Below are 21181 nucleotides of genomic sequence, written 5' to 3'. Positions count from 1 at the left end.
GTTTAATTTATTGGTTTTGTGTGAGCACTACGTTCCCATAATTAGATGTAATAGTCATGCTATTTATTCCTTTTCTTTTATGAAAGCCTGTGTATTTTTTTATTTGTGAAGTTTCTTCTTTACTGTCCATTTCAAGAGCGCTATCGTATTTTAGATTAGCATATTTTAAAACGGCATTCAAGTCAAAATAATAATTGGGTTGAAAACCAATAGTTATTCCTGTATAAGCTGCTGATATCATTTGAGACTTAGCTTTAGCATGAACAGATTGCATAGCAAGCGAACTATACTTTGTTTGGAGTGATAAGCTTCCTGTAATTTCTCCTATTTGAATAGTAAGATAGTCTCCACTAGCTTCTAGGTTTCTTATTTTTGAGATTTTAATTTTACCATAATCACTACTATAAGCAACAGAATCACTATTTAAGATTTCTATATCTGTATAATCAGATGTTAATTGAAGTTTGGAGGTCTCCTCAATCTTAATACTTGAATATCGGGCGTTTATTTGTCCGTTTTTGATAAGCTCTATGCTGGAATTGTTGCAATATTCTATATTGATGTCGCTAATTCCTTGTAATTTCCCAGTGGTAATCTTACCATATTTGCATTTTATTTCAGCATTTGATGCAATATCAGTCGTGGTAATGTTACCATATTTGTTATTCAATTTAATACTTCCATTTCTAGGTATTTTGAGAATATAATTTATTTCAAAACTATTTTTTTTCCCAGAACTTTTAATATTCGAATTTTCAAATATTGTTTTTGCGGTTACTAATCCTTTTAGAGCTTGGATATCAATTGTTATAGCGTCTATTTTTTGATTGACCCAATTTTCGTTGTCACCACTAACTCGTATTTGAACATCCAGTTCAATTTTATCTTCGTCCCATGTGGTTACTACAAGAGATCCGTATGAATTATCTACCGCTAGAATAGCGTTTGAATTAACATAGTATGCTTTTTTGATGTTTTTTTGTTTGGAATGTATAAAATCATTTGTAGCTGCCTGCACTAAAAATGGTACTAACAGCAATAATAGTATGTAGTTATATTGTTTTTTCATCTGGAAAGACATTTTTGTTTTCGTTGTTTTCAAGGTGTTCGAGTACCTTTTGCAAAAAAGAAATGCGTGTTTGTAAGTTACTAATCATGGCATAAATAATCTGTTTACTTTCGCCATTAACCTCTAATTCCTGAATTATTTTTTCATAGTCAGCATCTAGCTGCTTCATTTGTTTTAGAGCATCAGTTATAATTTTCTTGTTTTCTGGTGACTTCTTTTCTTCAATTTTTGCTAATTCTCTTTCAATTAAAACTGTAAAAATAGAATCGGTTTGTATGGTTTCTCTTGATGCGTATTGCAGTTCAGAAGGTTTTTCATAAGAAGGTTTGCATAGTGTAATCCCCATGAATATTATAATTGACGCAGCTATACCAATACTTGTAAAGAGTTTCCAATTAAATTTCTTTTGATTTAATTTTTCTTTAAAACGCACTTCATGATTAGCCTCTAAATTCTCAATGTCCCATTGAAATTGGTGTTTAATAAAGAGTTCGTCTATTGGGTCTTCGTTCCTTTTCATATTTCTTCTAATTTTTTTCTCAAACTGTCTTTGGCTCTGCTCAATGTAGTTCTGCAATTGGCATAACTAATATTTAAAATTTCACTAATCTCTTCTTGATCATATCCTTCAATGTAAAATAATGTCAAAACCATCTGATAGTTGTATTTTAAAGTTGCTATGGTTTCTAAAATTTGTTTGACTTTCAAATTAGTAAAGTCACTATTCATTGAAAAATCCGCATCTTTATCTTCAATTTTATGTAACGTCACCTCAAAATCTTCTTGCTTAAACTGATTGTTTTTTTTATAAAAATCAATGCTTTGGTTGACCACAATTCTTTTTAACCAAGCGCCAAATGAAACTTCTTGTTTGTAATGTTCTAGTTTTGAAAATGCTTTCAAAAAACTTTCTTGCATTACATCCTCAGCATAATGGCTGTCTTTTACAATTCTAAAAGCAACATTATACATAGCAGAAGCATAACGATTGTATACTTCGTATTGTGCTTTTTGATTGTTTTGCTTACACAATACAATCAGCTCTTCGATATTACATTGGTTAATGTTCAAATAGTGGTTTCGTTTTAATAAAGACTTGGGTTCGGAATCAATGTTACACTTTATGTAAAAATAAGTTTTAAAGATATTGATTTACTGCAAATCATTTGTTTTTATGAATCTTATTTATAAGATCATTAGCATTTGGTTCATTTCTTTTGGCACAAAGATTGAGACTTTTACTTGATGGTCATATAATAAAGATTAATCCTTGTTTTTTTCAATAAAGACGATTCTGAAATCTTATATTTGTGATCCAAAAACTTTTTTTAATGACAAAAAGACTTAAATAAATATATGTCAAATCATAAAATACTTACCATTGACAATTTGTCACTTCAGGAATTTGATTCAGAAGCAGATTTAATTCCATTATTGACTCCAGAGGACGAAGAAGAAATGAATAATGAAGCTTTACCTGAATTGCTTGCCATTTTACCTTTGCGTAATATGGTTTTATTTCCTGGTGTTGTTATCCCAATTACTGCTGGACGTGATAAATCGATTAAATTGATTAATGATGCCAATGCAGCAGGGAAAACAATAGGAGTAGTGGCTCAAATAAATGAAGAAGACGAAGATCCAACCAAAGAAGATATTCATAAAATAGGTACTGTTGCTCGTATTTTACGCGTTTTAAAAATGCCAGATGGCAATGTGACTGTTATTTTACAAGGTAAAAAACGTTTCGAAATTGATTCAGTAGTTTCAGAGGAACCGTATTTAACTGCGAAAATAAAAGAAGTACCAGAAAAACGTCCGAAGAAAAATGATACGGAATTCTTAGCTATTCTTGATTCCATAAAAGAACTAGCCATTCAAATAATCAAAGAAAGCCCAAACATTCCTAGCGAAGCAACTTTTGCAATAAAAAACATTGAGAGTCAATCTTTTTTAATCAATTTCGTGACTTCAAACATGAATTTATTGGTTAAAGAAAAGCAAGATTTATTGGCTATCAATGAATTGAAAGGAAGAGCACTAGAGACTTTACGTTATATGAATATAGAGTTGCAAAAACTCGAATTAAAAAATGATATTCAGTCAAAAGTTCGTTTTGATTTAGATCAACAACAACGAGAATATTTCTTGCACCAGCAAATGAAAACCATTCAAGAAGAATTGGGTGGCGTTTCGCAAGAGGAAGAAATGGACGAGATGCTTCAAAAATCCTTAACCAAAAAGTGGGATGAGAAGACTAAAAAGCATTTTGAAAAAGAACTTTCTAAAATGCGCAGGATGAACCCTCAGGCACCAGATTTTGGTATTCAAAGAAATTACTTAGAATTGTTTCTTGATTTGCCTTGGAACGAATATTCTAAAGATATTTTTGATTTAAAACGCGCTCAAAAAATCTTAGATAGAGACCATTTTGGTTTAGAAGAAGTTAAAAAACGAATGATTGAGCATTTAGCTGTTTTGAAATTGCGTAACGATATGAAATCGCCAATCATTTGCTTGACAGGACCTCCAGGTGTTGGTAAAACCTCTATTGGGCGTTCTATAGCTGAAGCGTTGGGTAGAGAGTATGTGCGAATTTCATTGGGTGGTTTGCGTGATGAATCTGAAATTCGTGGTCACAGAAAAACGTATATTGGCGCTATGCCAGGCCGAATAATTCAAAGTTTGAAAAAAGCGGGTACATCAAATCCGGTTTTTGTTTTGGATGAGATTGATAAATTGTCAAACAGTCATCAAGGGGATCCATCATCAGCATTGCTAGAAGTTTTAGACCCGGAGCAGAACAATTCTTTTTATGATAATTTCCTAGAAATGGGATATGATCTTTCAAAAGTAATGTTTATTGCAACTTCAAATAATATGGCAGCCATTCAACCCGCTTTGCGAGACAGAATGGAAATCATAAAAATGTCAGGCTATACCATTGAAGAAAAAGTCGAAATTGCGCGTCAGCATTTGTTTCCTAGACAATTAAAAGAACATGGTTTAACGACTAAAGATTTGACTATTGGTAAAAAACAATTGGAAAAAATTGTGGAAGGCTATACCAGAGAATCAGGCGTACGTGGACTTGAGGGTAAAATTGCGCAAGTGATTCGAAATGCAGCCAAGTCAGTTGCAATGGAGGAAGAGTATAATAAAAAAGTAACTGACGAAGATCTTGTAAAAACACTTGGTGTTGCGCGTTTAGAACGTGATAAATACGAGAATAATGATGTAGCAGGAGTAGTTACTGGATTAGCTTGGACTTCTGTAGGTGGTGATATTTTGTTTATAGAATCTTTGCTTTCTCCAGGGAAAGGCACCATGAGTATTACTGGTAATCTAGGTACTGTAATGAAAGAATCGGCTACAATTGCTTTGGAATACATTAAGGCCAATACCAAACTTTTAGGATTAGAGTCGGATATGCTTTCTAAATACAACATTCATTTGCATGTTCCTGAAGGAGCAACTCCAAAGGATGGACCTAGTGCAGGTATTGCTATGTTGACGTCATTAGTTTCCTTGTTTACTCAAAAACGTGTTAAGAAAAACCTTGCCATGACTGGCGAAATTACTTTGCGTGGTAAAGTATTACCTGTAGGCGGAATCAAAGAAAAAATCCTAGCTGCTAAGCGTGCAAATATTAAAGAAATCATCTTGTGTCACGAAAATAAAAATGATATTGACGAGATCAAACCAGAATATTTAGAAGGACTTACTTTTCATTATGTAAAGGAAATGAGCGAAGTATTGCAATTTGCTTTAACAGATCAGAAAGTTAAAAACGCAAAAACATTGTAAGTAAGTCGTTTTCGAAATCAATAAAAATCCAAATTCCAAAACTGTTTTTTCAGTTCAAGAATTTGGATTTTTTTATAAATGGGATATCGTTATTGCAATAGTGTGTTTACTTTTTGTATGAAAATAGTTGGGAATAATTGTGGCGCTTTCAAGTGGTCGCCCTCATATATCCAAAGTTCTTTTTTAGTTTTGGTATTGTTATACACCGTTTCACATTGGCTAAACGGCACGTCTTTGTCAGTTTTAGAATGAATAAATAAAACAGGTACTGATTGTATGCTTTTGATATCTTCTGCTGCGGAATAAGGTGAAGTAACATACATACGGATCATTTGATGTTGTGCTTCGGGAGTTTTACTAACTGCTATTTCTGTAAAGGAACTAATTACGCCGTCTACAATTAATCCGCTTATTTTATCTTGATTGTTTTTGGTTAAATTAACCGCAACTTGTGTTCCCATTGATGCGCCGTAAATGATGATTTTTTTGTTTTTAAAGTCGGTATTTTTAAGAATTTGATTAAAAACAGTTTGAGCGTCAGCTGCAATGTTGAGGTGAGTGGGTTTACCACTTGATTTTCCGTAGCCTCTCATGTCAATCATAATTACTTCGTAGCCATTTTTAACCAAAGGTTTTACAAAAGGTACATAACTCATACAATTACCACCTGCACCATGAAAATAAAGGATAGTCGCCTTGGGTTGTTTTTGTTCTGGTGACAAAACAACAGTATTGATAGTGTCTTTTTCAATATAATAATTATGCTCTTTGAATTGTAAAGAATCTATTGTGATGGTTTTTGCTTTTTTTGGATAATAAAATTTATCATCCATTTGCGCTTGAACATTGCAGAAATATAAAAATAGTAGCGTAGTAAAAAGTAAATTTTTCATGGTTTTTAGTTTTAGGTTTGAATTCTTTGTCAAAACTAGGTGTAAACCAAACGTTTCAAAAAGGTTTTATACTGAACTGTTGATTTTAAGGACTGAATTGTCCCTTTTTAAACTTTTCTTTTTCTAAAAAATAATATCTTCGCACTGGCGTTATCATTTTATACTTTTGGCGCTTTTGCAACATGTTTAAAAAAATATTGATATTCAGTTTGTTACTCTACGGTACCGCATCAATCGGTCAGATAGGCGGTAAAACAATATATCAGTTTTTAAATCTCGTTGCCTCTCCAAGGCAAGCGGCTTTAGGAGGAAAAGTGTTGACTATATATGATAATGATGTGAATCAGGCCCATTTTAATCCGGCCACAATCAATGCTGAGATGGATAATCATTTAGCACTGAATTACGGAAATTACTATGGAGCTCTTACTTACGGGACCGCTTCTTATGCGTACACCTATGACAGACACTTGCAAACGTTTCAAGCGGGTGTAAATTATATCAATTATGGTAGTTTTGAGGGCTATGACGAAAATGGTCAAGCCACAGCAGCCTTTTCAGGAAGCGAAGTAGCTTTATCTATGGGGTATGCGTACAATGTTCCTTATACCGATTTGCATATTGGTGCTAGTGCCAAGTTGATTTCGTCTAGTCTAGAAACCTATCATTCTTTTGGAGGAGCATTAGACATTGGGGCTTTATATATTGATGAACGGAACGATGTCAATTGGGCGTTGGTCATACGAAATCTAGGTACTCAATTTTTAACTTACAATGGTATTCGAGAAAAGTTACCTCTGGAGGTTTTAGTAGGAGTTTCGCAAGAGTTAGAAAATGTACCTATTCGATGGCATTTAACATTAGAGAATTTACAACAATGGAATATTGCTTTTGCTAATCCAGCACGATCAGAACAATCTTTTAATGGAACAGCAACTTCTGAAAAAGTATCTTTTGTAAATAATGCTTTGAGGCATGTAATTGCAGGAGTAGAGTTGTTCCCAAAAAGAGGATTCAACTTGCGTTTGGGATACAATTTTAGGCGAGCCGAGGAATTACGCATTCTGGAACAACGTAATTTTTCGGGACTTTCTTTTGGTTTTGGACTCAAATTAAACAAACTCAAGTTCAATTATTCCTATTCCAGATACACGCTTGCTGGAAACACGAGTCTCTTTGGGCTCACCATAAATTTTCAAGAATAGTTTATTCATTTCAAATACTTTAAATTTTATATTTTGACAAAAAAAATTACCATTGCGATAGATGGATTTTCATCAACGGGAAAAAGTACGCTAGCAAAACAATTAGCAAAACATTTAGGATATATTTATGTAGACACAGGAGCAATGTATCGTGCCGTAACTTTTTTTGCAATGAAACAAGGATACATCAATGCAGATGCTTTTGATAGTACCACTTTAATTGCAAGTTTGCCTGCAATTAGACTGCATTTTGAATTTAATACGGAGTTAGGATTTGCAGAGGTTTTTTTGAACGATGTCAATGTTGAAACCGAAATTCGAACCATTGAAGTATCGCGTTTTGTGAGCAAAGTTGCTGAGGTTTCTCAAGTTCGAGCTAAGTTAGTGGAACAACAAAAAGAAATGGGCAAGAACAAGGCAATTGTCATGGATGGACGAGACATTGGTACTGTGGTATTTCCTGATGCCGAGCTTAAAATATTCATGACGGCAAGTGCTAGCACCAGAGCACAAAGGCGATATGATGAGTTAGCAGCCAAAGGTGATGCGGTAACCTATGAGGAAGTCCTAAAAAATGTAGAAGAAAGAGATTACATAGATACCCATCGCGAAGATTCACCTTTAGTGATGGCAGAAGATGCAATTGAAATTGACAATTCACATTTGAGTCGTGAGGAACAATTTACTCAAGTTTTAGAAATGGTCAACGATATCACTAAAACGATATAATTATTTGCAGATATCATTTTTAATGGTAGATTTACGCCTTGTAAATTTTTTAAAGTAAAAAAAACAATTCATCTCATGGGAATTAAAAATAGATTGATCATAATGAGTTTTCTTCAGTTTTTTGTGTGGGGAGCTTGGTTGATTACAATTGCAAATTATTGGTTTGGTACAAAAAGTTGGGAAGGAACCCAGTTTGGATTGGTTTTTAGTACCATGGGGATAGCGTCATTGTTTATGCCAACCCTAACTGGTATTATGGCAGACCGATGGATCAATGCTGAAAAGTTGTACGGAGCGCTACATATATTTTATGCAGGAGTATTGTTTTATATTCCTCAAGTTACAACACCTGAAAATTTTATTTACATCATGCTTTTGGCTATGTGTTTTTACATGCCAACTATCGCATTGAGTAATTCAATTTCCTACAATGCGTTAAAATTAAACAATAAAGATGTCATCAAAAATTTCCCACCTATTAGAGTTTGGGGAACAGTTGGCTTTATTGCAGCTATGTGGATAACTAATTTAACAGGTAATAAAGCAACTGAATATCAATTTTATATTGCGGGATTAGCAGCTGTAGCCCTTGGTTTGTATGCCTTTACATTGCCACCGTGTAAACCACAACGATTGTCAAAAGAGAACGCCTCTTTGATGGAGACTTTAGGATTGGAGTCGTTTAAATTATTTGCTGATTATAAAATGGCATTGTTCTTTGTTTTCTCCATGTTTTTAGGAGGAGCACTGCAATTAACAAATGCTTATGGAGATGTTTTCTTGGATGAGTTCAAGCATTTTCCTAAATACGCCGATTCATTTGTAGTAGAATATTCTACAATTATCATGTCGATTTCCCAAATTTCAGAGACCTTGTTTATTTTGGCAATTCCGTTTTTCTTGAAACGTTTTGGAATTAAGCAAGTCATGTTAATAAGTATGTTAGCGTGGGTATTACGTTTTGGGTTGTTTGCTTATGGAAACCCTACAAGCGGTTTATGGATGATTATTATGTCATGTATAGTGTACGGAATGGCGTTTGACTTCTTTAATATCTCGGGATCCTTATTTGTTGAAACGAATACAGATGCAAAAAACAGATCGTCAGCGCAAGGATTGTTTATGATGATGACCAATGGTTTTGGAGCTGTTTTGGGTAGTTTTACATCAGGTTGGGCAATAGATAAATATTTTACAAAGTCATTTACGAGTACTACAGATTTAGCAGGTTTCTTGCAAACGGAGCCAACTAATGCTAAAATGGCTGATTTTGTAACCAGTCAAGGTAAAACAATAGGAGCAGACGGACTTTTTGATTCGGTTATATTAATGAAAGATTGGCATACCATTTGGCTTGCTTTTGCCATTTATGCGTTGATAATAGCAGTTGCATTTGCTGTTTTATTCAAGCACAAGCACAATCCTTTGGATGTAGAAAACGTAAGTCATTAAATAGTATATCAATATAAAAAACCCGAGATCAAAGAATTGTTCTCGGGTTTTTTATAATTTCAAATCAATTATTCCTTTAAGGAGTCTTTAAAGGATTGCAGATTATATTCACTTTCGAAATCCAGAATTTTCAAAACTTCAGATAGTGTTATTATCTTTCTTTGAATTAAAGTTCGTAAAAAAGGATATATTGATTCATGTTGCGCCTCATATTCTTGTCTGAAATAAATTTTATTTTTCACACCATTTTGTAAGCTATATTCAATCCAATTATTTGTACCGTTTGAAGCTAAAGGTTTCAAATTAGGACTGCGAGGATTGACTCTCGAATAGAGTTCCCCGATAAAATCCTCTACAGATAATTGAATGGATTGAATTTCTGATAAATCAATTTTAGTATTGTTAACGATAAGGTATTCTTTTTCAAAAACAATGAATCCTTCTAATTTGCCTTTGATTGGCTTAATTCTATCTGTTCTCGTAACACGTAAGTATATGTGAACAATAAGAAATACTATCAGTATCAAGTTGATAATATTTTGGTAAGGTTGCACGTGCATATTAAAAAATAAGGTTACAAAAAATGCCAAAGGGATATAAAAAGCTATATTAATGTTGAGTGTATGTTTGTTTTTATTAGGTATAAAAATTTGAAATGAATTGTACATAAACCTTCTTTTCTTACAAATATATGTAATTAGTAAGAAAATGTATTGATAAAGTTGATTTCATTGTATTACGTTACTATTTTGAATGATAGCACTCTATTATCATGTTGAATTTCGCTCCTGATTTTCAAACAATTATCTCATGTTTAAAATTTTGGTATTAAAGATTAAAGTATTACTTTTGCAAACCTTTTGGTGAATAAGAGTTTCCTTTAGGATTACATAAAATATACAAACAACTTCTGCTGTTTTCTATCACACCATGAAACTCGAGAAAATACAGAATACAAATTTTTAATCAGCATGTCTGAACAAGTAAAATCACAAGAAGAGTTTTTAGCAAATTTTAACTGGCACAATTTCGAAGAAGGTATTGATGCTGTTGATGAAAAAAACTTATTAGAGTTTGAAGAATTAGTTTCTAAAACTTTTATTGCAACTGATCAAGAAGAAGTTGTAGAAGGTACAGTTGTAAGAATTACAGATAGAGACGTTATCGTTGATATCAACGCTAAATCTGAAGGTGTAATTTCATTGAATGAATTCCGTTACAACCCTGCATTAAAAGTAGGTGATACTGTTGAGGTATTAATTGACATCCGTGAGGATAAAACAGGTCAATTAGTATTATCTCACCGTAAAGCACGTACTATCAAATCTTGGGATAGAGTTATTTCGGCTAACGAAACAGGTGAAATCGTTAATGGTTTTGTTAAATGCAGAACTAAAGGTGGTATGATCGTTGACGTTTTCGGAATTGAAGCGTTCTTACCAGGATCTCAAATTGATGTTAAGCCAATTAGAGATTACGATGTATACGTAAACAAAATGATGGAGTTCAAAGTTGTGAAAATTAACCACGAATTTAAAAACGTAGTTGTATCTCACAAAGCGCTTATTGAAGCGGATATTGAAATCCAGAAAAAAGAAATCATTGGTCAATTACAAAAAGGACAAGTATTAGAAGGTGTTGTTAAAAACATTACTTCTTATGGTGTGTTTATTGACTTAGGTGGAGTTGATGGATTGATTCACATTACTGACCTTTCTTGGTCTAGAATCAACCACCCATCTGAAGTTCTTGAATTAGATCAAAAATTAAACGTTGTAATCCTTGATTTCGATGATGAGAAAACAAGAATTCAATTAGGATTGAAACAATTAAACGCTCACCCATGGGATGCTTTAAATGCTGATTTAAAAATTGGTGATAAAGTAAACGGTAAAGTAGTTGTAATCGCTGATTACGGTGCATTTATTGAAGTTGCTGAAGGTGTTGAAGGTTTAATCCACGTTTCTGAAATGTCTTGGTCTACGCACTTACGTTCTGCTCAAGATTTCGTAAAAGTTGGTGATGTTGTTGAAGCTGTTATCTTAACTTTAGATAGAGATGACCGTAAAATGTCATTAGGTATCAAACAATTGTCTCAAGATCCTTGGACTGATATCACTGCTAAATACCCAGTAGGTTCTAAACATACAGGTATCGTTAGAAACTTTACAAATTTTGGAATTTTCGTAGAACTTGAAGAAGGAATTGATGGTTTAATCTACATCTCTGACTTATCTTGGACTAAGAAAATCAAACACCCATCTGAATTTGTAAATGTTGGTGAGAAATTAGAAGTAGTAGTATTAGAGTTAGATGTTGACGGACGTAAATTATCTTTAGGTCACAAACAAACTACTGCTAATCCTTGGGATCAGTATGAAGATTCATTCGCTGTAGGAACTATCCACAATGGTGAAATTTCTGAAATTGTTGACAAAGGAGCTACTGTAGAATTCGGAGATGATATCGTTGCTTTCATTCCTACTCGTCACCTTGAAAAAGAAGACGGAAAGAAATTGAAAAAAGGCGATACTGCTGATTTCAAAGTAATCGAATTCAACAAAGAATTCAAAAGAGTAGTTGCATCTCACACTGCTATCTTCCGTGAAGAAGAAGAGAAAAATGTGAAATCAGCTTCAGAAAACACATCATCTAACTCTTCTACAAATGCACCAGCTGCAACTTTAGGAGATAACAATGATATGTTAGCTGCATTGAAAGCTAAAATGGAAAAATCAGAGAAAAAATAATTCTCCGTTTTTTTATAAATAGAAAGTCCCACAGCAATGTGGGACTTTTTTTGTGCTTGAATTTTTCTGGGAGCTAATCCTGCTATTCGCTGCAATCTTTTACAAAGCTTCTAGCTAGAGGCTAAAAGCTTTATAAAAGGATTTACGCTGTTATCAGGCCTAGGAAAGCAGTTTTTAGTTGATATTCTTTACTAATCATTTTAGTTTTTTAATTATGCATCGTTCAACTTTTTCTCACCGCGGATTTTATTGAATCTTATTAGTGTGAATTTGTAAAATTCGTGTTTCATTTTTTAATGGCATATCTCTAATGAGCTATATTCTAGTTAGCTACCAATAATTGAGATTCTTCGGGTGTAAAATCATTAACTATCGCGTAGGTATCAATTTTGGCAATAGCCATTTCATCTAAAATATCAACTAGATTTTTATAGTTGCATTTTTTACTCGGTTTTATTATGACAATTGGTCCTCTGGAAGAATCACCGTAAAACTCTTGAATTGATTTTTTTTTGTTGTGAAGCTCTTGACGAATTCCATTTGAATCGTAAGATAACATTTTGGGTTTTTCAATCGGGTAGGATAAAAGGCCTTGATAGCTTACTAACTTGTTGTTGTTGTCTAGTAAAATGGTTATCGTGCGTATTTCTGTACCTGATCCACAACTTATTGTACCATCCCATTCTGGATTCTTATCGGGTAACCCCATGCTCATACTTTTTGGCTTTGCCAAATCAATAGTGACCATAAAAAACACTATCAAAAGAAAAGACACGCTAACCATAGCGGTTAAATCAACTCTAGACTCTAATTTTTTGCTTCTAATTTTTAAAGGTAGGTTTTTCATAGCTTAAATTTCATATCCTAAGGTACTAAAAATAGTTTAAGGTTGTTAAAAAAGTGCTAATTTATTTATATGTTTATTTGTCAATGTACTGACATATAAATACTTGCATTTTTAATTTGCTTTTCTTTGTTTTTTACTTGAAACCATATTCATAAAAGGTGCGTAAATGACTTCATATAACTTAAAAAAATAAATTTTATGAAAACTAGAAAATTTTTATCAGTTGCTTTTATGGCATTAGTATTTGGAGCAACTTCTTTCGCTCAAAAAACAGTAATGGTAGGTGGAGCTGCCATGTATCCTTCAAAAAACATTGTTGAAAATGCTGTAAATTCAAAAGATCACACCACACTAGTTGCAGCAGTACAAGCAGCCGGACTAGTAGAAACATTACAAAGTAAAGGACCATTCACCGTTTTTGCCCCAACAAATGCAGCGTTTGATAAGTTGCCAGCAGGTACAGTTGATACTTTATTAAAACCAGAAAATTTAAAAACATTGCAAACTATCTTAACTTACCATGTAGTTGCAGGGAAAATGAATGCTGTAGATATTGCAAAAGCAATTAAAGCAGGAAATGGAAAAGCTACACTAAAAACAGTAAGTGGCGGAACATTAACAGCTTGGATGAAAGGTAAAGATCTTTACATTACAGATGAAAATGGTGGTCAGTCAAAAGTTACTATTGCGGATGTGAACCAATCAAATGGTGTTATTCACGTAGTAGATACTGTTGTGTTACCTAAAAAATAAATGTAAGAATGAGGTTGATTTTTGGTTAGTTTTTGTAGCCCTACACTTTTTGTGTGGGGCTATTTTATTATAATCAATTTGTAAAATCGTAAATATGGAAACTTTTCTTTACTTATTTTTCTTATAAATAAACGATTTTTAAATAAATGTTAAAAAAAAGTGTAGTTTTGTTTAAATTTTAATACTATGACTATAAAATCACCTTTTTTTTCGACTAAGGTTGTTTGTTTTGTTGTTTTTTATTTCGCTTTTCTTTCGCATTCTGCTTACAGTCAATGTGAAGGAATTGCTGGTACTGATAACGTAGCGCTTGATATTTGTGATATAACAAACATTTCCAGTAGAAACATAGATCTTAAAACGCAACTTGGTTCGCATTCTGCTGGCGGTACGTGGAGAGATGAAGATAGATCAGGCGGTCTCAATAGAACCACAGGAATTTTAAATGCTCAATTAATTCGTCGTAGCGGAACATATAGGTATTCTTATACCGTTACAACAAGTTCAGGTTGCATTGATACAGCTATAGTTACGGTTAGAGTAGGAGGATATACCGGAGTTCCTGGTGCGAATACCTCTATTTGTAATACAGAATCTGCATATAATTTATTTGAAGCTTTTAATGGAGATTTTCTTCCTCCACAAATAGGCGGAACCTGGGTAGGAAATACCACTAGTCTTGGTTTGAACAATAATACTCTTAATACCATCAATCTAAATCCCGGTAGTACATACGAATATACCTATTCTATTCCTGCTATTGGTTCTTGTCCTGCTCCACCTGATGTAAAAATATTTATAACTATTTATCGATCTCCTATTGCTGGAATCCCTGAGGAAGTCAAATTATGTTCTAATGAGTTAAACTCTTACACTAACTATAATCTATTTGATGGTTTAGTAGGCGAGGATGCTGGAGGTGTATGGCGAGAAAGTGGTACTAACGAGTTAGATGATACTGATGATACAGACTCTGTTGTAAACATTCAAAATATATACAACACGCGCGGGCCAGGATTTTACCGTTTTACGTATACTGTTTTATCAGATAACAACGTGTGTGTAGACCAAACATCAGTATTGTTTATTACTTTAGAAAAACAGCTGGATTATACAGGTGCCACTTTGCAGGTAAATGCACCAATTTGTGAAAATGAGCGTGGTACAACAGAATTTTCAGCTTCGATAAGAAATGTAGTTGCTATTCCCAATGGAGTATATACGGTTACATATACCATTTCTGGTAATTCCACTGTTTTTTCGACTACGCAAAATTTTACCAATAACGTTTTTACTTTTCCTTTGCCATCTAGTAATTTTAATGCTGTTGGAAATTATACCATAACCATACTAAATATAGAAAGCGCAACCACTCTAGGAATTTGCACTAATATAATTCCTGCTATTGCCGCTGATATTGTAATAAACCCAATTCCACAAACAAATAATGCCTCCTTACTTATAAATTCTATTTGTCAATCAACAAATGCAGAAGTTACTTTATCAGGAATTAGTAATCTAACAGATGGGGATTATAGTATTGTGTATTCTTTATCTGGAAGTAATAGTCTTGCTAATCAAAGCATGAGCATTACGGTTCGTGCAGGAGTTGCATCATTCCAGATTCCTGCTTCGCAAATTCCTAATGTGGGAAATACTAATTTTATCATTAGCAGAATTGCAAACTTGGCTACTAATTGTACCAATACCGCATCAATAGTTAGCTCGTTTTTGATAAAAGCGCTACCAGATGCGCGCAATTTATCAGTTGCTATTAGAGCCGTTTGTAAAGATCAGCCCGTAGTTGTTGAACTTTCGGGATTAGGGAATTTAACCGCTATAACAATTAGTTACTCTTTGTCTGGTGCCAATACTAGCGGTCTTCAAATGGTTCCTTTGCTTGTTAATGCTGGTAGAGCCACTTATACCATTCCTAATTCATTATTATCCAATACCGGAACAACATTATTTAATTTACAATCTCTTACAGATTCAAATACGAGCTGTCTTGCTTTAATGAATACTATTAGCAAAGATTTTGTGATTAATGCCTTGCCTATTACACCCATTACAAGCAATCAAGAATTTTGTAAAGTCCAAAATGCTACCGTAGCCAGTCTAGTACCTAATGGTCCTCAGTACAGATGGTTTAATTCACTTACAAGTACAACTGCCTTACCTGCGGCAACGGTATTGCAATCTGCGAATTATTACGTAAAAGAGGTAAATACAGCTACAGGGTGCGAATCTGGTTTAGCTCTTGCTCAAGTTGTTATTAATGAATTGCAAACTCCTGTTCTACTACAAAATGGTGAAAAATTTTGTGGGTTAGATTTGCCTACTATTCAAAGTTTATCCAGTAATGTAACTTCAAATGGAACTGTGGTGTGGTATAATGCTGCTATAGGAGGAAATTTATTACCTAACACAGCATTACTGATAGATAATGGAATATATTATGGTTTTGATTCAACAAATACAAACAGTTGTTTGTCAACAACTCCTTTACAAGTAACGGTTTCCTTAACTAATTGTAATGTAACGCCTCAGTTTTTTATTCCAGATGGGTTTTCACCCAATGGTGATGGTGTAAATGATACTTTTTCTATTCCAGATATTGATTTTATCTATCCCAATTATGCATTAGAAATATTCAACAGATACGGAAGTCTCCTGTATACGGCTAATAAAAACAAGCCAAAATGGGATGGTACTTCATCAGACTCTAAAACAAGTAGCAACGGAAAAGCGCCTGAAGGAGTTTATTTTTATGTTATTCATTTTAATAAAGACGGAATTTCACAAAAGCAAGGACGCCTTTATTTAAACAGATAACAATCTTTATTTTTTAAAAAATAATACATGAAAAAATTCATAATACTATCAAGTATTTTCTTGATAATAACAAAATTAACGGCGCAACAAGACCCTCAATATACCCAATACATGTATAATATGAGTGTTTTAAATCCTGCTTATGCTACAGGAATAGAGTCTAATTTAAATTTGGGTACCTTGTATAGATCCCAGTGGGTGGGTGCTGTGGGTGCACCAAAAACATTGACATTATTTGCACACATGCCTGTAAATGAAAAAGTAGAAGTAGGGTTTTCATTAATATCAGATGATATAGGCGGCGGAGCAAAAAAAGAAAATAATTTTTTTGCAGATTTTGCTTATTTACTTGAGTTTAATAACAATCATAAAGTATCCTTTGGTGTAAAAGCTGGATTTACCAATTTGCAAACAAATTTTGATGGTTTTGTATTTGAAAGTGGTAATCCTGGAACAGATGATGCTTTTTCAGAAAACAGAAATGACATCATGCCTAATGTAGGTGTTGGAGCCTTTTATTTTACAGACAACTATTATGTGGGTTTTTCTGCCCCAAATTTATTAGCCACAAAACAATTTGAAAATAGGTCGGGTAACAATTCCTTTAGTAGAGAAAACACCCATGTTTTCCTAACAGCTGGATATGTATTTAAAGTATCTGAACAATTCAAATTTAAGCCAGCTGTTATGTCAAAATACGTTTCAGGTGCGCCAATATCTCTCGATGTAACTGCAAATCTTTTGTACAATGAAAAATTTGAGTTTGGAGCGGCATATCGACTGGGAGATTCAGTAAGTGCTATGATGAATGTAAAAGCTACACCAAGTATTCGTGTTGGGTATGCTTACGATTACAACACCTCTAGCCTTGGTGCATTTAATTCGGGAACACATGAGATTTTTGTATTGTTTAATTTAGATTTATCCAGCAGAGGATATGATAAATCACCACGATTTTTCTAAGACATAAATTATGAAAAAAATATACTTGCTACTATTGGTATTTTCTATCCAATTACTTCATGCACAAGACGACAATCTAAAAAGAGCTAACCAACTTTTTAAACGCACTTTTTACAATAAAGCAATTCCATTGTATAAATCAATAATACAAGATAATAATTCGAAAATTGTACTTCAAAACCTTGCTGACAGCTACTATTATACCAATGATTTTAATACTTCTCAGTATTACTACAAACTTTTAATTACAAATTTTGGAAATGAAATTGGGGAAGAATATTATTTTAAATATTCACAAACTTTAAAAGCATCTGGAAAATATGATGAAGCTTATACTGTTTTACAAAAATATTATGCTTCCTTATCAGATAAAGATGTTTTAATCAAGTATCAAAAAGGACTTCAAGTTCTTGAAAACGTTAGTGCTATTGGGGATAGATACCAAATTAAAAATTTGAAAATAAATACACCCAATACAGAGTTTGGAGGCTTCATTACAGGAAGTTCTTTTGTATTTGCTGGTGTCAAATCTAAAATGGGTATGTTTGATAAACGTTTTAAATGGAATGGCGAATCATATCTTGATTTGATGGCAATTCCGTTACGCAATGTAAACGCAGTTGATTCAGTAGCCACTGGTTTTGACAACAAAATAAACACAGCTATGCATGAATCAAATGCTGTATTTACAAAAGATGGGAAAACCATGTTTTTCACCAGAAATAACTATAAAAAAGGCAGACGCGGAAAAAATAAAGATAAAGTTTCTAATTTGCAGTTGTTCAGAGCTTCATGGAATAACGGAAAATGGACAAATATAATTTCGTTGCCGTTTAATAATGATAATTATTCAACTGAACATCCAGCATTAAGCATGGATGAAAAAACATTGTATTTTGCTTCGGATATGCCAGGAACATTGGGTTCATTTGATATTTTTTCAGTAGAAATTTACGGAGATACTTTTGGGGTACCTGTTAATCTAGGTAATACAATTAATACTGCTAGAAAAGAGCAATTTCCATTTGTTTCAAAAGACAACAAATTGTATTTTTCATCAAATGGACATGAAGGGTATGGTGCATTAGACGTATTTGTTTCGAATTTACAAAATGGAGTTCCTACGCAAGCTGAAAATGTTGGGTTACCCATAAACTCGGGGTATGATGACTTTGCTTTTTTTATTAATTCAGATTTAAAGGAAGGTTTTTTCTCTTCAAACCGCTCAGGAGGTAAAGGCAGTGATGATATTTATTCGTTCACAGAAGAGAAACCATTGATTATTGAAGATTGTAAGCAATATATAACTGGAATTATTACAGATATTGATACTAAATTACCATTAGATAATGTTGTGGTAAAATTACAAAACGCTGATGGTGAAATAATACAAAGTAGCATAACAACTAGCGAAGGTAAATTAAGTTTTGAAGTATTATGTAAATCCACATATAGAATTACGGCAGAAAAAGACAATTATACTTCAGCATTCAAAAAAATAGTAGTTAATGCTGAGCGCAAAAAAAATAATGATGCTTCCATGCAAATTAAATCAAATGAGGTAATTAAACGAGAGCAGCAACTTGTTTTAGAGGAAGAAGAGAGAAATAAGCTCACTGCTCTAGCTTTGCAACAAGAAAAAGAAAAAGTAGCTCAGGCTGAGAAAATAAAAAGCATAGCGATAAATGCAAAAAGAAATCAAGAATTAGCTGAAGCCAAAAAAATTGAAAAAGTTGCTACTATTTTAGCAAATGAAAAAGATGTTGTAAAAGATAAAGACCGCTTAATCATTAAGACCGATCCTATTTATTTTGATTATAATTTATGGTACATCAGAAAAGACTCAAAAACTATCTTGAATAAAGTTGTTGCTTTAATGAAAAAATATCCAGAAATGATAGTAGAAATAGGTTCCCACACTGATAATAGAGGAAATGAAAAATTTAATAAAGACTTATCTCAAAAACGAGCACAGGCTACAAGAGATTACTTTTTAGAGCAAGGAATTTCACCCAAACAAATTTTTGCAAAAGGATATGGTGAATCAGTTCAAATTATAAAATGTATTCCTGAAGAGAGCTGTACCGAAGAAGAGCACGAGCTCAACAGAAGAAGTGAATTTGTAATTAAGAGTTTATAAAAAAAGTATACATATGAAAATGCCCCAAAAAGTGATTCGCTTTTTGGGGCATTTTTCATGAAATTTATTGTGTAAAAATAGAATTTTAAATAATAACGATTTTATTTTTTATGGCATAAAGTACAAGGCCAATTCTAGTTTTAATTTCAAGTTTTTCAAATAGGACCTCTCTATAACCATCGATTGTTTTTGGGCTTAGAAACATTTCCTCTGCAATTTCCTTATATGTTTTTTCGGTGCAGGCTAGTTTTAAGAAAATGAGTTCTTTTTCTTTTAAAATGATTTTTTTACTGTCACTATCAATTCTATTGATCAAAATTGATGAAACTAACTCAGTAAAATAATAGCCTTTTTCAATTACCGCAATAATTGCTTCTTGAAAGATTTTTGGACTAGTATCTTTTAGTAAATATCCTTTTGCACCATTGGTAATCATTTTTATGATGGTTTCATCGTCATTGTTTACTGAGAGGGCTATAACGTTCAAGTTGGGTTGGTTTTCCTTTATCCATTTAATGGTGCTTAATCCATCTAAAATGGGCATGTTAACATCTAAGAGCACTAGATCTACTATGGTTTCAGGGTTTTCTTGAAGATGATTGATAAATTCTTTGCCATTCTCGAAGCTATTAACCACTTCAAAATCATCAAAACTATTTATTAAGAGTTTTAAAGATTGAGAAAAGAGTAGATGATCATCTACAATAATTATTTTATTGGTAGTCTTCATGATTTGTAGTTAAAGGATAAATTAACTTAATTGAGGTGCCATTATTATTGGAATGTATATCTACTGATGCTCCAATAAGTTGAGCTCTTAGTTTCATGTTGTTCAATCCAGAACCGGTAGATAATTCATTGGTATTGTATCCAATTCCGAAATCTGTTAAGGTAAATAGGAAATAATCTTTTGAAGTTTGAATTGTAATTTCAAAGGTTTCACTATGCGAATGTTTTAAACTATTGTGAATGGCTTCTTGAAAAATTCGGTAAATAAATAATTCATGTTCAAAATGTATTTGTGGTGAAATACCATCCCAATTTAAAATACATTTGATTTTCTTTAATTTTTTAATTTTATCTAAGTCTAGCTGTATAGCTTCAATGAAATTGCATTGCAAGGTATTTTCTTTATTAATTATTCGTGATAAAATTCTAATTTCATCCAGTGCGTTTGCAATGATATCTTTTAGATTATTAAGTTCTTTGGGTTTAACAATTTTATTTTCATCCTGCAGGAATAAGTTCAAATGCATTATGGCCACAGATAGTATTTGGCCAATATTATCATGAAGTTCTTTACTAATTTCGGATAAGGTTTGATCTTTGATTTCTATCCTTGTTTTTACTAATTCAGATTGAAAGTAGTGCTTGGATTTCATTTGTTCAATCAAAAAAGAATTCTTTTTCTTTGAAAAATAAAAGAACAAAGTCAGTAGTATTACAATTAGTGTAAAGAAAATTATACTAAGTGAAATTATTAATAGTTGTATCTCTTTTCGCTCCATAAAAATCCGATGATAAAACAGCCGTTCATTAATAGATTCAATATAAAAAGCACTAAGCTAAATATTGATTCATCATTTTTTATTAAAAACCATTTTATAGCCAACATAAACGGTAAAAAAGGTACGTGAAAAAGCAAAATTCCAAGAATAAACCAAAAGTAAATTGATTTCTTGAAATTAAGTATTTTTTTAGAATTAAAAATTTCTATGAAATAGCAACATGATAAGAG

Annotated in this window: 17 protein-coding genes; 9 read left to right on the top strand and 8 right to left on the bottom strand. The window is 32.7% G+C overall.

Annotation, left to right across the window (positions count from 1 at the left end; all coding sequences use genetic code 11):
- Window positions 1-7: 7 nt before the first annotated feature.
- From K5V07_RS08305 to K5V07_RS08295, 3 genes are read right to left on the bottom strand one after another with little or no spacing between them, the layout of a single operon-like run.
- Window positions 8-1069: a hypothetical protein gene (locus tag K5V07_RS08305; protein WP_255577853.1), complete on the bottom strand. Its 1062-nt coding sequence runs from the start codon at window positions 1067-1069 to the stop codon at window positions 8-10.
- Window positions 1053-1589: an anti-sigma factor gene (locus K5V07_RS08300; RefSeq protein WP_221917098.1), complete on the bottom strand. Its 537-nt coding sequence runs from the start codon at window positions 1587-1589 to the stop codon at window positions 1053-1055. Before K5V07_RS08300 ends, K5V07_RS08305 begins: the two co-directional genes overlap by 17 nt.
- Window positions 1586-2140: an RNA polymerase sigma factor gene (locus tag K5V07_RS08295; protein ID WP_221917097.1), complete on the bottom strand. Its 555-nt coding sequence runs from the start codon at window positions 2138-2140 to the stop codon at window positions 1586-1588. Before K5V07_RS08295 ends, K5V07_RS08300 begins: the two co-directional genes overlap by 4 nt.
- Window positions 2141-2425: 285 nt before the next feature.
- Between K5V07_RS08295 and lon the strand changes: the two genes are divergently transcribed.
- Entirely contained in the window at window positions 2426-4876 is a 2451-nt protein-coding gene (lon, locus tag K5V07_RS08290; RefSeq protein WP_221917096.1) for an endopeptidase La, read from the top strand.
- A gap of 89 nt (window positions 4877-4965) precedes the next feature.
- On the opposite strand, the gene K5V07_RS08285 is transcribed toward lon, so the two are convergent.
- Window positions 4966-5769 (bottom strand): alpha/beta hydrolase, encoded by an 804-nt coding sequence (locus K5V07_RS08285; RefSeq protein WP_221917095.1) that lies wholly within the window; start codon window positions 5767-5769, stop codon window positions 4966-4968.
- Between the two features lie 182 nt (window positions 5770-5951).
- Between K5V07_RS08285 and porQ the strand changes: the two genes are divergently transcribed.
- From porQ to K5V07_RS08270, 3 genes are all read left to right on the top strand, one after another.
- A complete protein-coding gene (porQ, locus tag K5V07_RS08280) occupies window positions 5952-6974 on the top strand; it encodes a type IX secretion system protein PorQ (protein WP_221917094.1) in 1023 nt (340 codons plus the stop codon).
- Between the two features lie 33 nt (window positions 6975-7007).
- Window positions 7008-7703, top strand: a complete 696-nt coding sequence (gene cmk / locus K5V07_RS08275; RefSeq protein ID WP_221917093.1) for a (d)CMP kinase — start codon at window positions 7008-7010, stop codon at window positions 7701-7703.
- Between the two features lie 75 nt (window positions 7704-7778).
- On the top strand, window positions 7779-9155 hold the full coding sequence (locus tag K5V07_RS08270; RefSeq protein WP_221917092.1) for a nucleoside permease: 1377 nt from the start codon (window positions 7779-7781) through the stop codon (window positions 9153-9155).
- Window positions 9156-9223: 68 nt separating this feature from the next.
- Here the strand turns inward: K5V07_RS08270 and K5V07_RS08265 are convergent, their stop codons facing one another.
- Window positions 9224-9823: a hypothetical protein gene (locus K5V07_RS08265; RefSeq protein ID WP_221917091.1), complete on the bottom strand. Its 600-nt coding sequence runs from the start codon at window positions 9821-9823 to the stop codon at window positions 9224-9226.
- Between the two features lie 303 nt (window positions 9824-10126).
- Between K5V07_RS08265 and rpsA the strand changes: the two genes are divergently transcribed.
- The gene (gene rpsA, locus K5V07_RS08260; protein ID WP_221917090.1) at window positions 10127-11905 is read left to right on the top strand and encodes a 30S ribosomal protein S1; all 1779 of its coding nucleotides are present in this window, start codon (window positions 10127-10129) and stop codon (window positions 11903-11905) included.
- Window positions 11906-12227: 322 nt separating this feature from the next.
- Here the strand turns inward: rpsA and K5V07_RS08255 are convergent, their stop codons facing one another.
- Window positions 12228-12752, bottom strand: a complete 525-nt coding sequence (locus tag K5V07_RS08255; RefSeq protein ID WP_221917089.1) for a biopolymer transporter ExbD — start codon at window positions 12750-12752, stop codon at window positions 12228-12230.
- 198 nt (window positions 12753-12950) lie between these two features.
- Between K5V07_RS08255 and K5V07_RS08250 the strand changes: the two genes are divergently transcribed.
- From K5V07_RS08250 to K5V07_RS08235, 4 genes are all read left to right on the top strand, one after another.
- On the top strand, window positions 12951-13505 hold the full coding sequence (locus K5V07_RS08250; protein ID WP_221917088.1) for a fasciclin domain-containing protein: 555 nt from the start codon (window positions 12951-12953) through the stop codon (window positions 13503-13505).
- Window positions 13506-13691: 186 nt separating this feature from the next.
- The gene (locus tag K5V07_RS08245; RefSeq protein ID WP_221917087.1) at window positions 13692-16340 is read left to right on the top strand and encodes a gliding motility-associated C-terminal domain-containing protein; all 2649 of its coding nucleotides are present in this window, start codon (window positions 13692-13694) and stop codon (window positions 16338-16340) included.
- A 27-nt stretch (window positions 16341-16367) separates the two neighbouring features.
- A complete protein-coding gene (locus K5V07_RS08240; protein ID WP_221917086.1) occupies window positions 16368-17303 on the top strand; it encodes a type IX secretion system membrane protein PorP/SprF in 936 nt (311 codons plus the stop codon).
- 10 nt (window positions 17304-17313) lie between these two features.
- Entirely contained in the window at window positions 17314-19443 is a 2130-nt protein-coding gene (locus K5V07_RS08235) for an OmpA family protein (protein ID WP_221917085.1), read from the top strand.
- A gap of 85 nt (window positions 19444-19528) precedes the next feature.
- Here the strand turns inward: K5V07_RS08235 and K5V07_RS08230 are convergent, their stop codons facing one another.
- Both K5V07_RS08230 and K5V07_RS08225 read right to left on the bottom strand, forming a co-directional pair.
- Window positions 19529-20173, bottom strand: a complete 645-nt coding sequence (locus tag K5V07_RS08230) for a response regulator transcription factor (RefSeq protein WP_221917084.1) — start codon at window positions 20171-20173, stop codon at window positions 19529-19531.
- Complete coding sequence (locus K5V07_RS08225; RefSeq protein ID WP_255577848.1) at window positions 20157-20825, bottom strand: sensor histidine kinase; 669 nt, start codon at window positions 20823-20825, stop codon at window positions 20157-20159. Before K5V07_RS08225 ends, K5V07_RS08230 begins: the two co-directional genes overlap by 17 nt.
- Window positions 20826-21181: the final 356 nt, after the last annotated feature.

The sequence above is a fragment of the Flavobacterium sp. CHNK8 genome (assembly GCF_019774515.1).
In the GTDB taxonomy this organism is placed as follows: Bacteria; Bacteroidota; Bacteroidia; order Flavobacteriales; family Flavobacteriaceae; genus Flavobacterium; species Flavobacterium tiangeerense.
The sequence above is the reverse complement of the archived record's forward strand: the minus strand, read 5'-3'. Positions and strand labels throughout refer to the sequence as shown.

Excerpts from the sequence above, each read along its gene's own strand:
- K5V07_RS08305 (WP_255577853.1), bottom strand. The coding sequence starts at position 1,069 with ATGAAAAAACAATATAACTACATACTATTATTGCTGTTAGTACCATTT.
- K5V07_RS08300 (WP_221917098.1), bottom strand. The coding sequence starts at position 1,589 with ATGAAAAGGAACGAAGACCCAATAGACGAACTCTTTATTAAACACCAA.
- lon (WP_221917096.1), top strand. The coding sequence starts at position 2,426 with ATGTCAAATCATAAAATACTTACCATTGACAATTTGTCACTTCAGGAA.
- K5V07_RS08285 (WP_221917095.1), bottom strand. The coding sequence starts at position 5,769 with ATGAAAAATTTACTTTTTACTACGCTACTATTTTTATATTTCTGCAAT.
- porQ (WP_221917094.1), top strand. The coding sequence starts at position 5,952 with ATGTTTAAAAAAATATTGATATTCAGTTTGTTACTCTACGGTACCGCA.
- K5V07_RS08270 (WP_221917092.1), top strand. The coding sequence starts at position 7,779 with ATGGGAATTAAAAATAGATTGATCATAATGAGTTTTCTTCAGTTTTTT.
- K5V07_RS08265 (WP_221917091.1), bottom strand. The coding sequence starts at position 9,823 with ATGTACAATTCATTTCAAATTTTTATACCTAATAAAAACAAACATACA.
- rpsA (WP_221917090.1), top strand. The coding sequence starts at position 10,127 with ATGTCTGAACAAGTAAAATCACAAGAAGAGTTTTTAGCAAATTTTAAC.
- K5V07_RS08255 (WP_221917089.1), bottom strand. The coding sequence starts at position 12,752 with ATGAAAAACCTACCTTTAAAAATTAGAAGCAAAAAATTAGAGTCTAGA.
- K5V07_RS08250 (WP_221917088.1), top strand. The coding sequence starts at position 12,951 with ATGAAAACTAGAAAATTTTTATCAGTTGCTTTTATGGCATTAGTATTT.
- K5V07_RS08245 (WP_221917087.1), top strand. The coding sequence starts at position 13,692 with ATGACTATAAAATCACCTTTTTTTTCGACTAAGGTTGTTTGTTTTGTT.
- K5V07_RS08240 (WP_221917086.1), top strand. The coding sequence starts at position 16,368 with ATGAAAAAATTCATAATACTATCAAGTATTTTCTTGATAATAACAAAA.
- K5V07_RS08235 (WP_221917085.1), top strand. The coding sequence starts at position 17,314 with ATGAAAAAAATATACTTGCTACTATTGGTATTTTCTATCCAATTACTT.
- K5V07_RS08230 (WP_221917084.1), bottom strand. The coding sequence starts at position 20,173 with ATGAAGACTACCAATAAAATAATTATTGTAGATGATCATCTACTCTTT.
- K5V07_RS08225 (WP_255577848.1), bottom strand. The coding sequence starts at position 20,825 with ATGAAATCCAAGCACTACTTTCAATCTGAATTAGTAAAAACAAGGATA.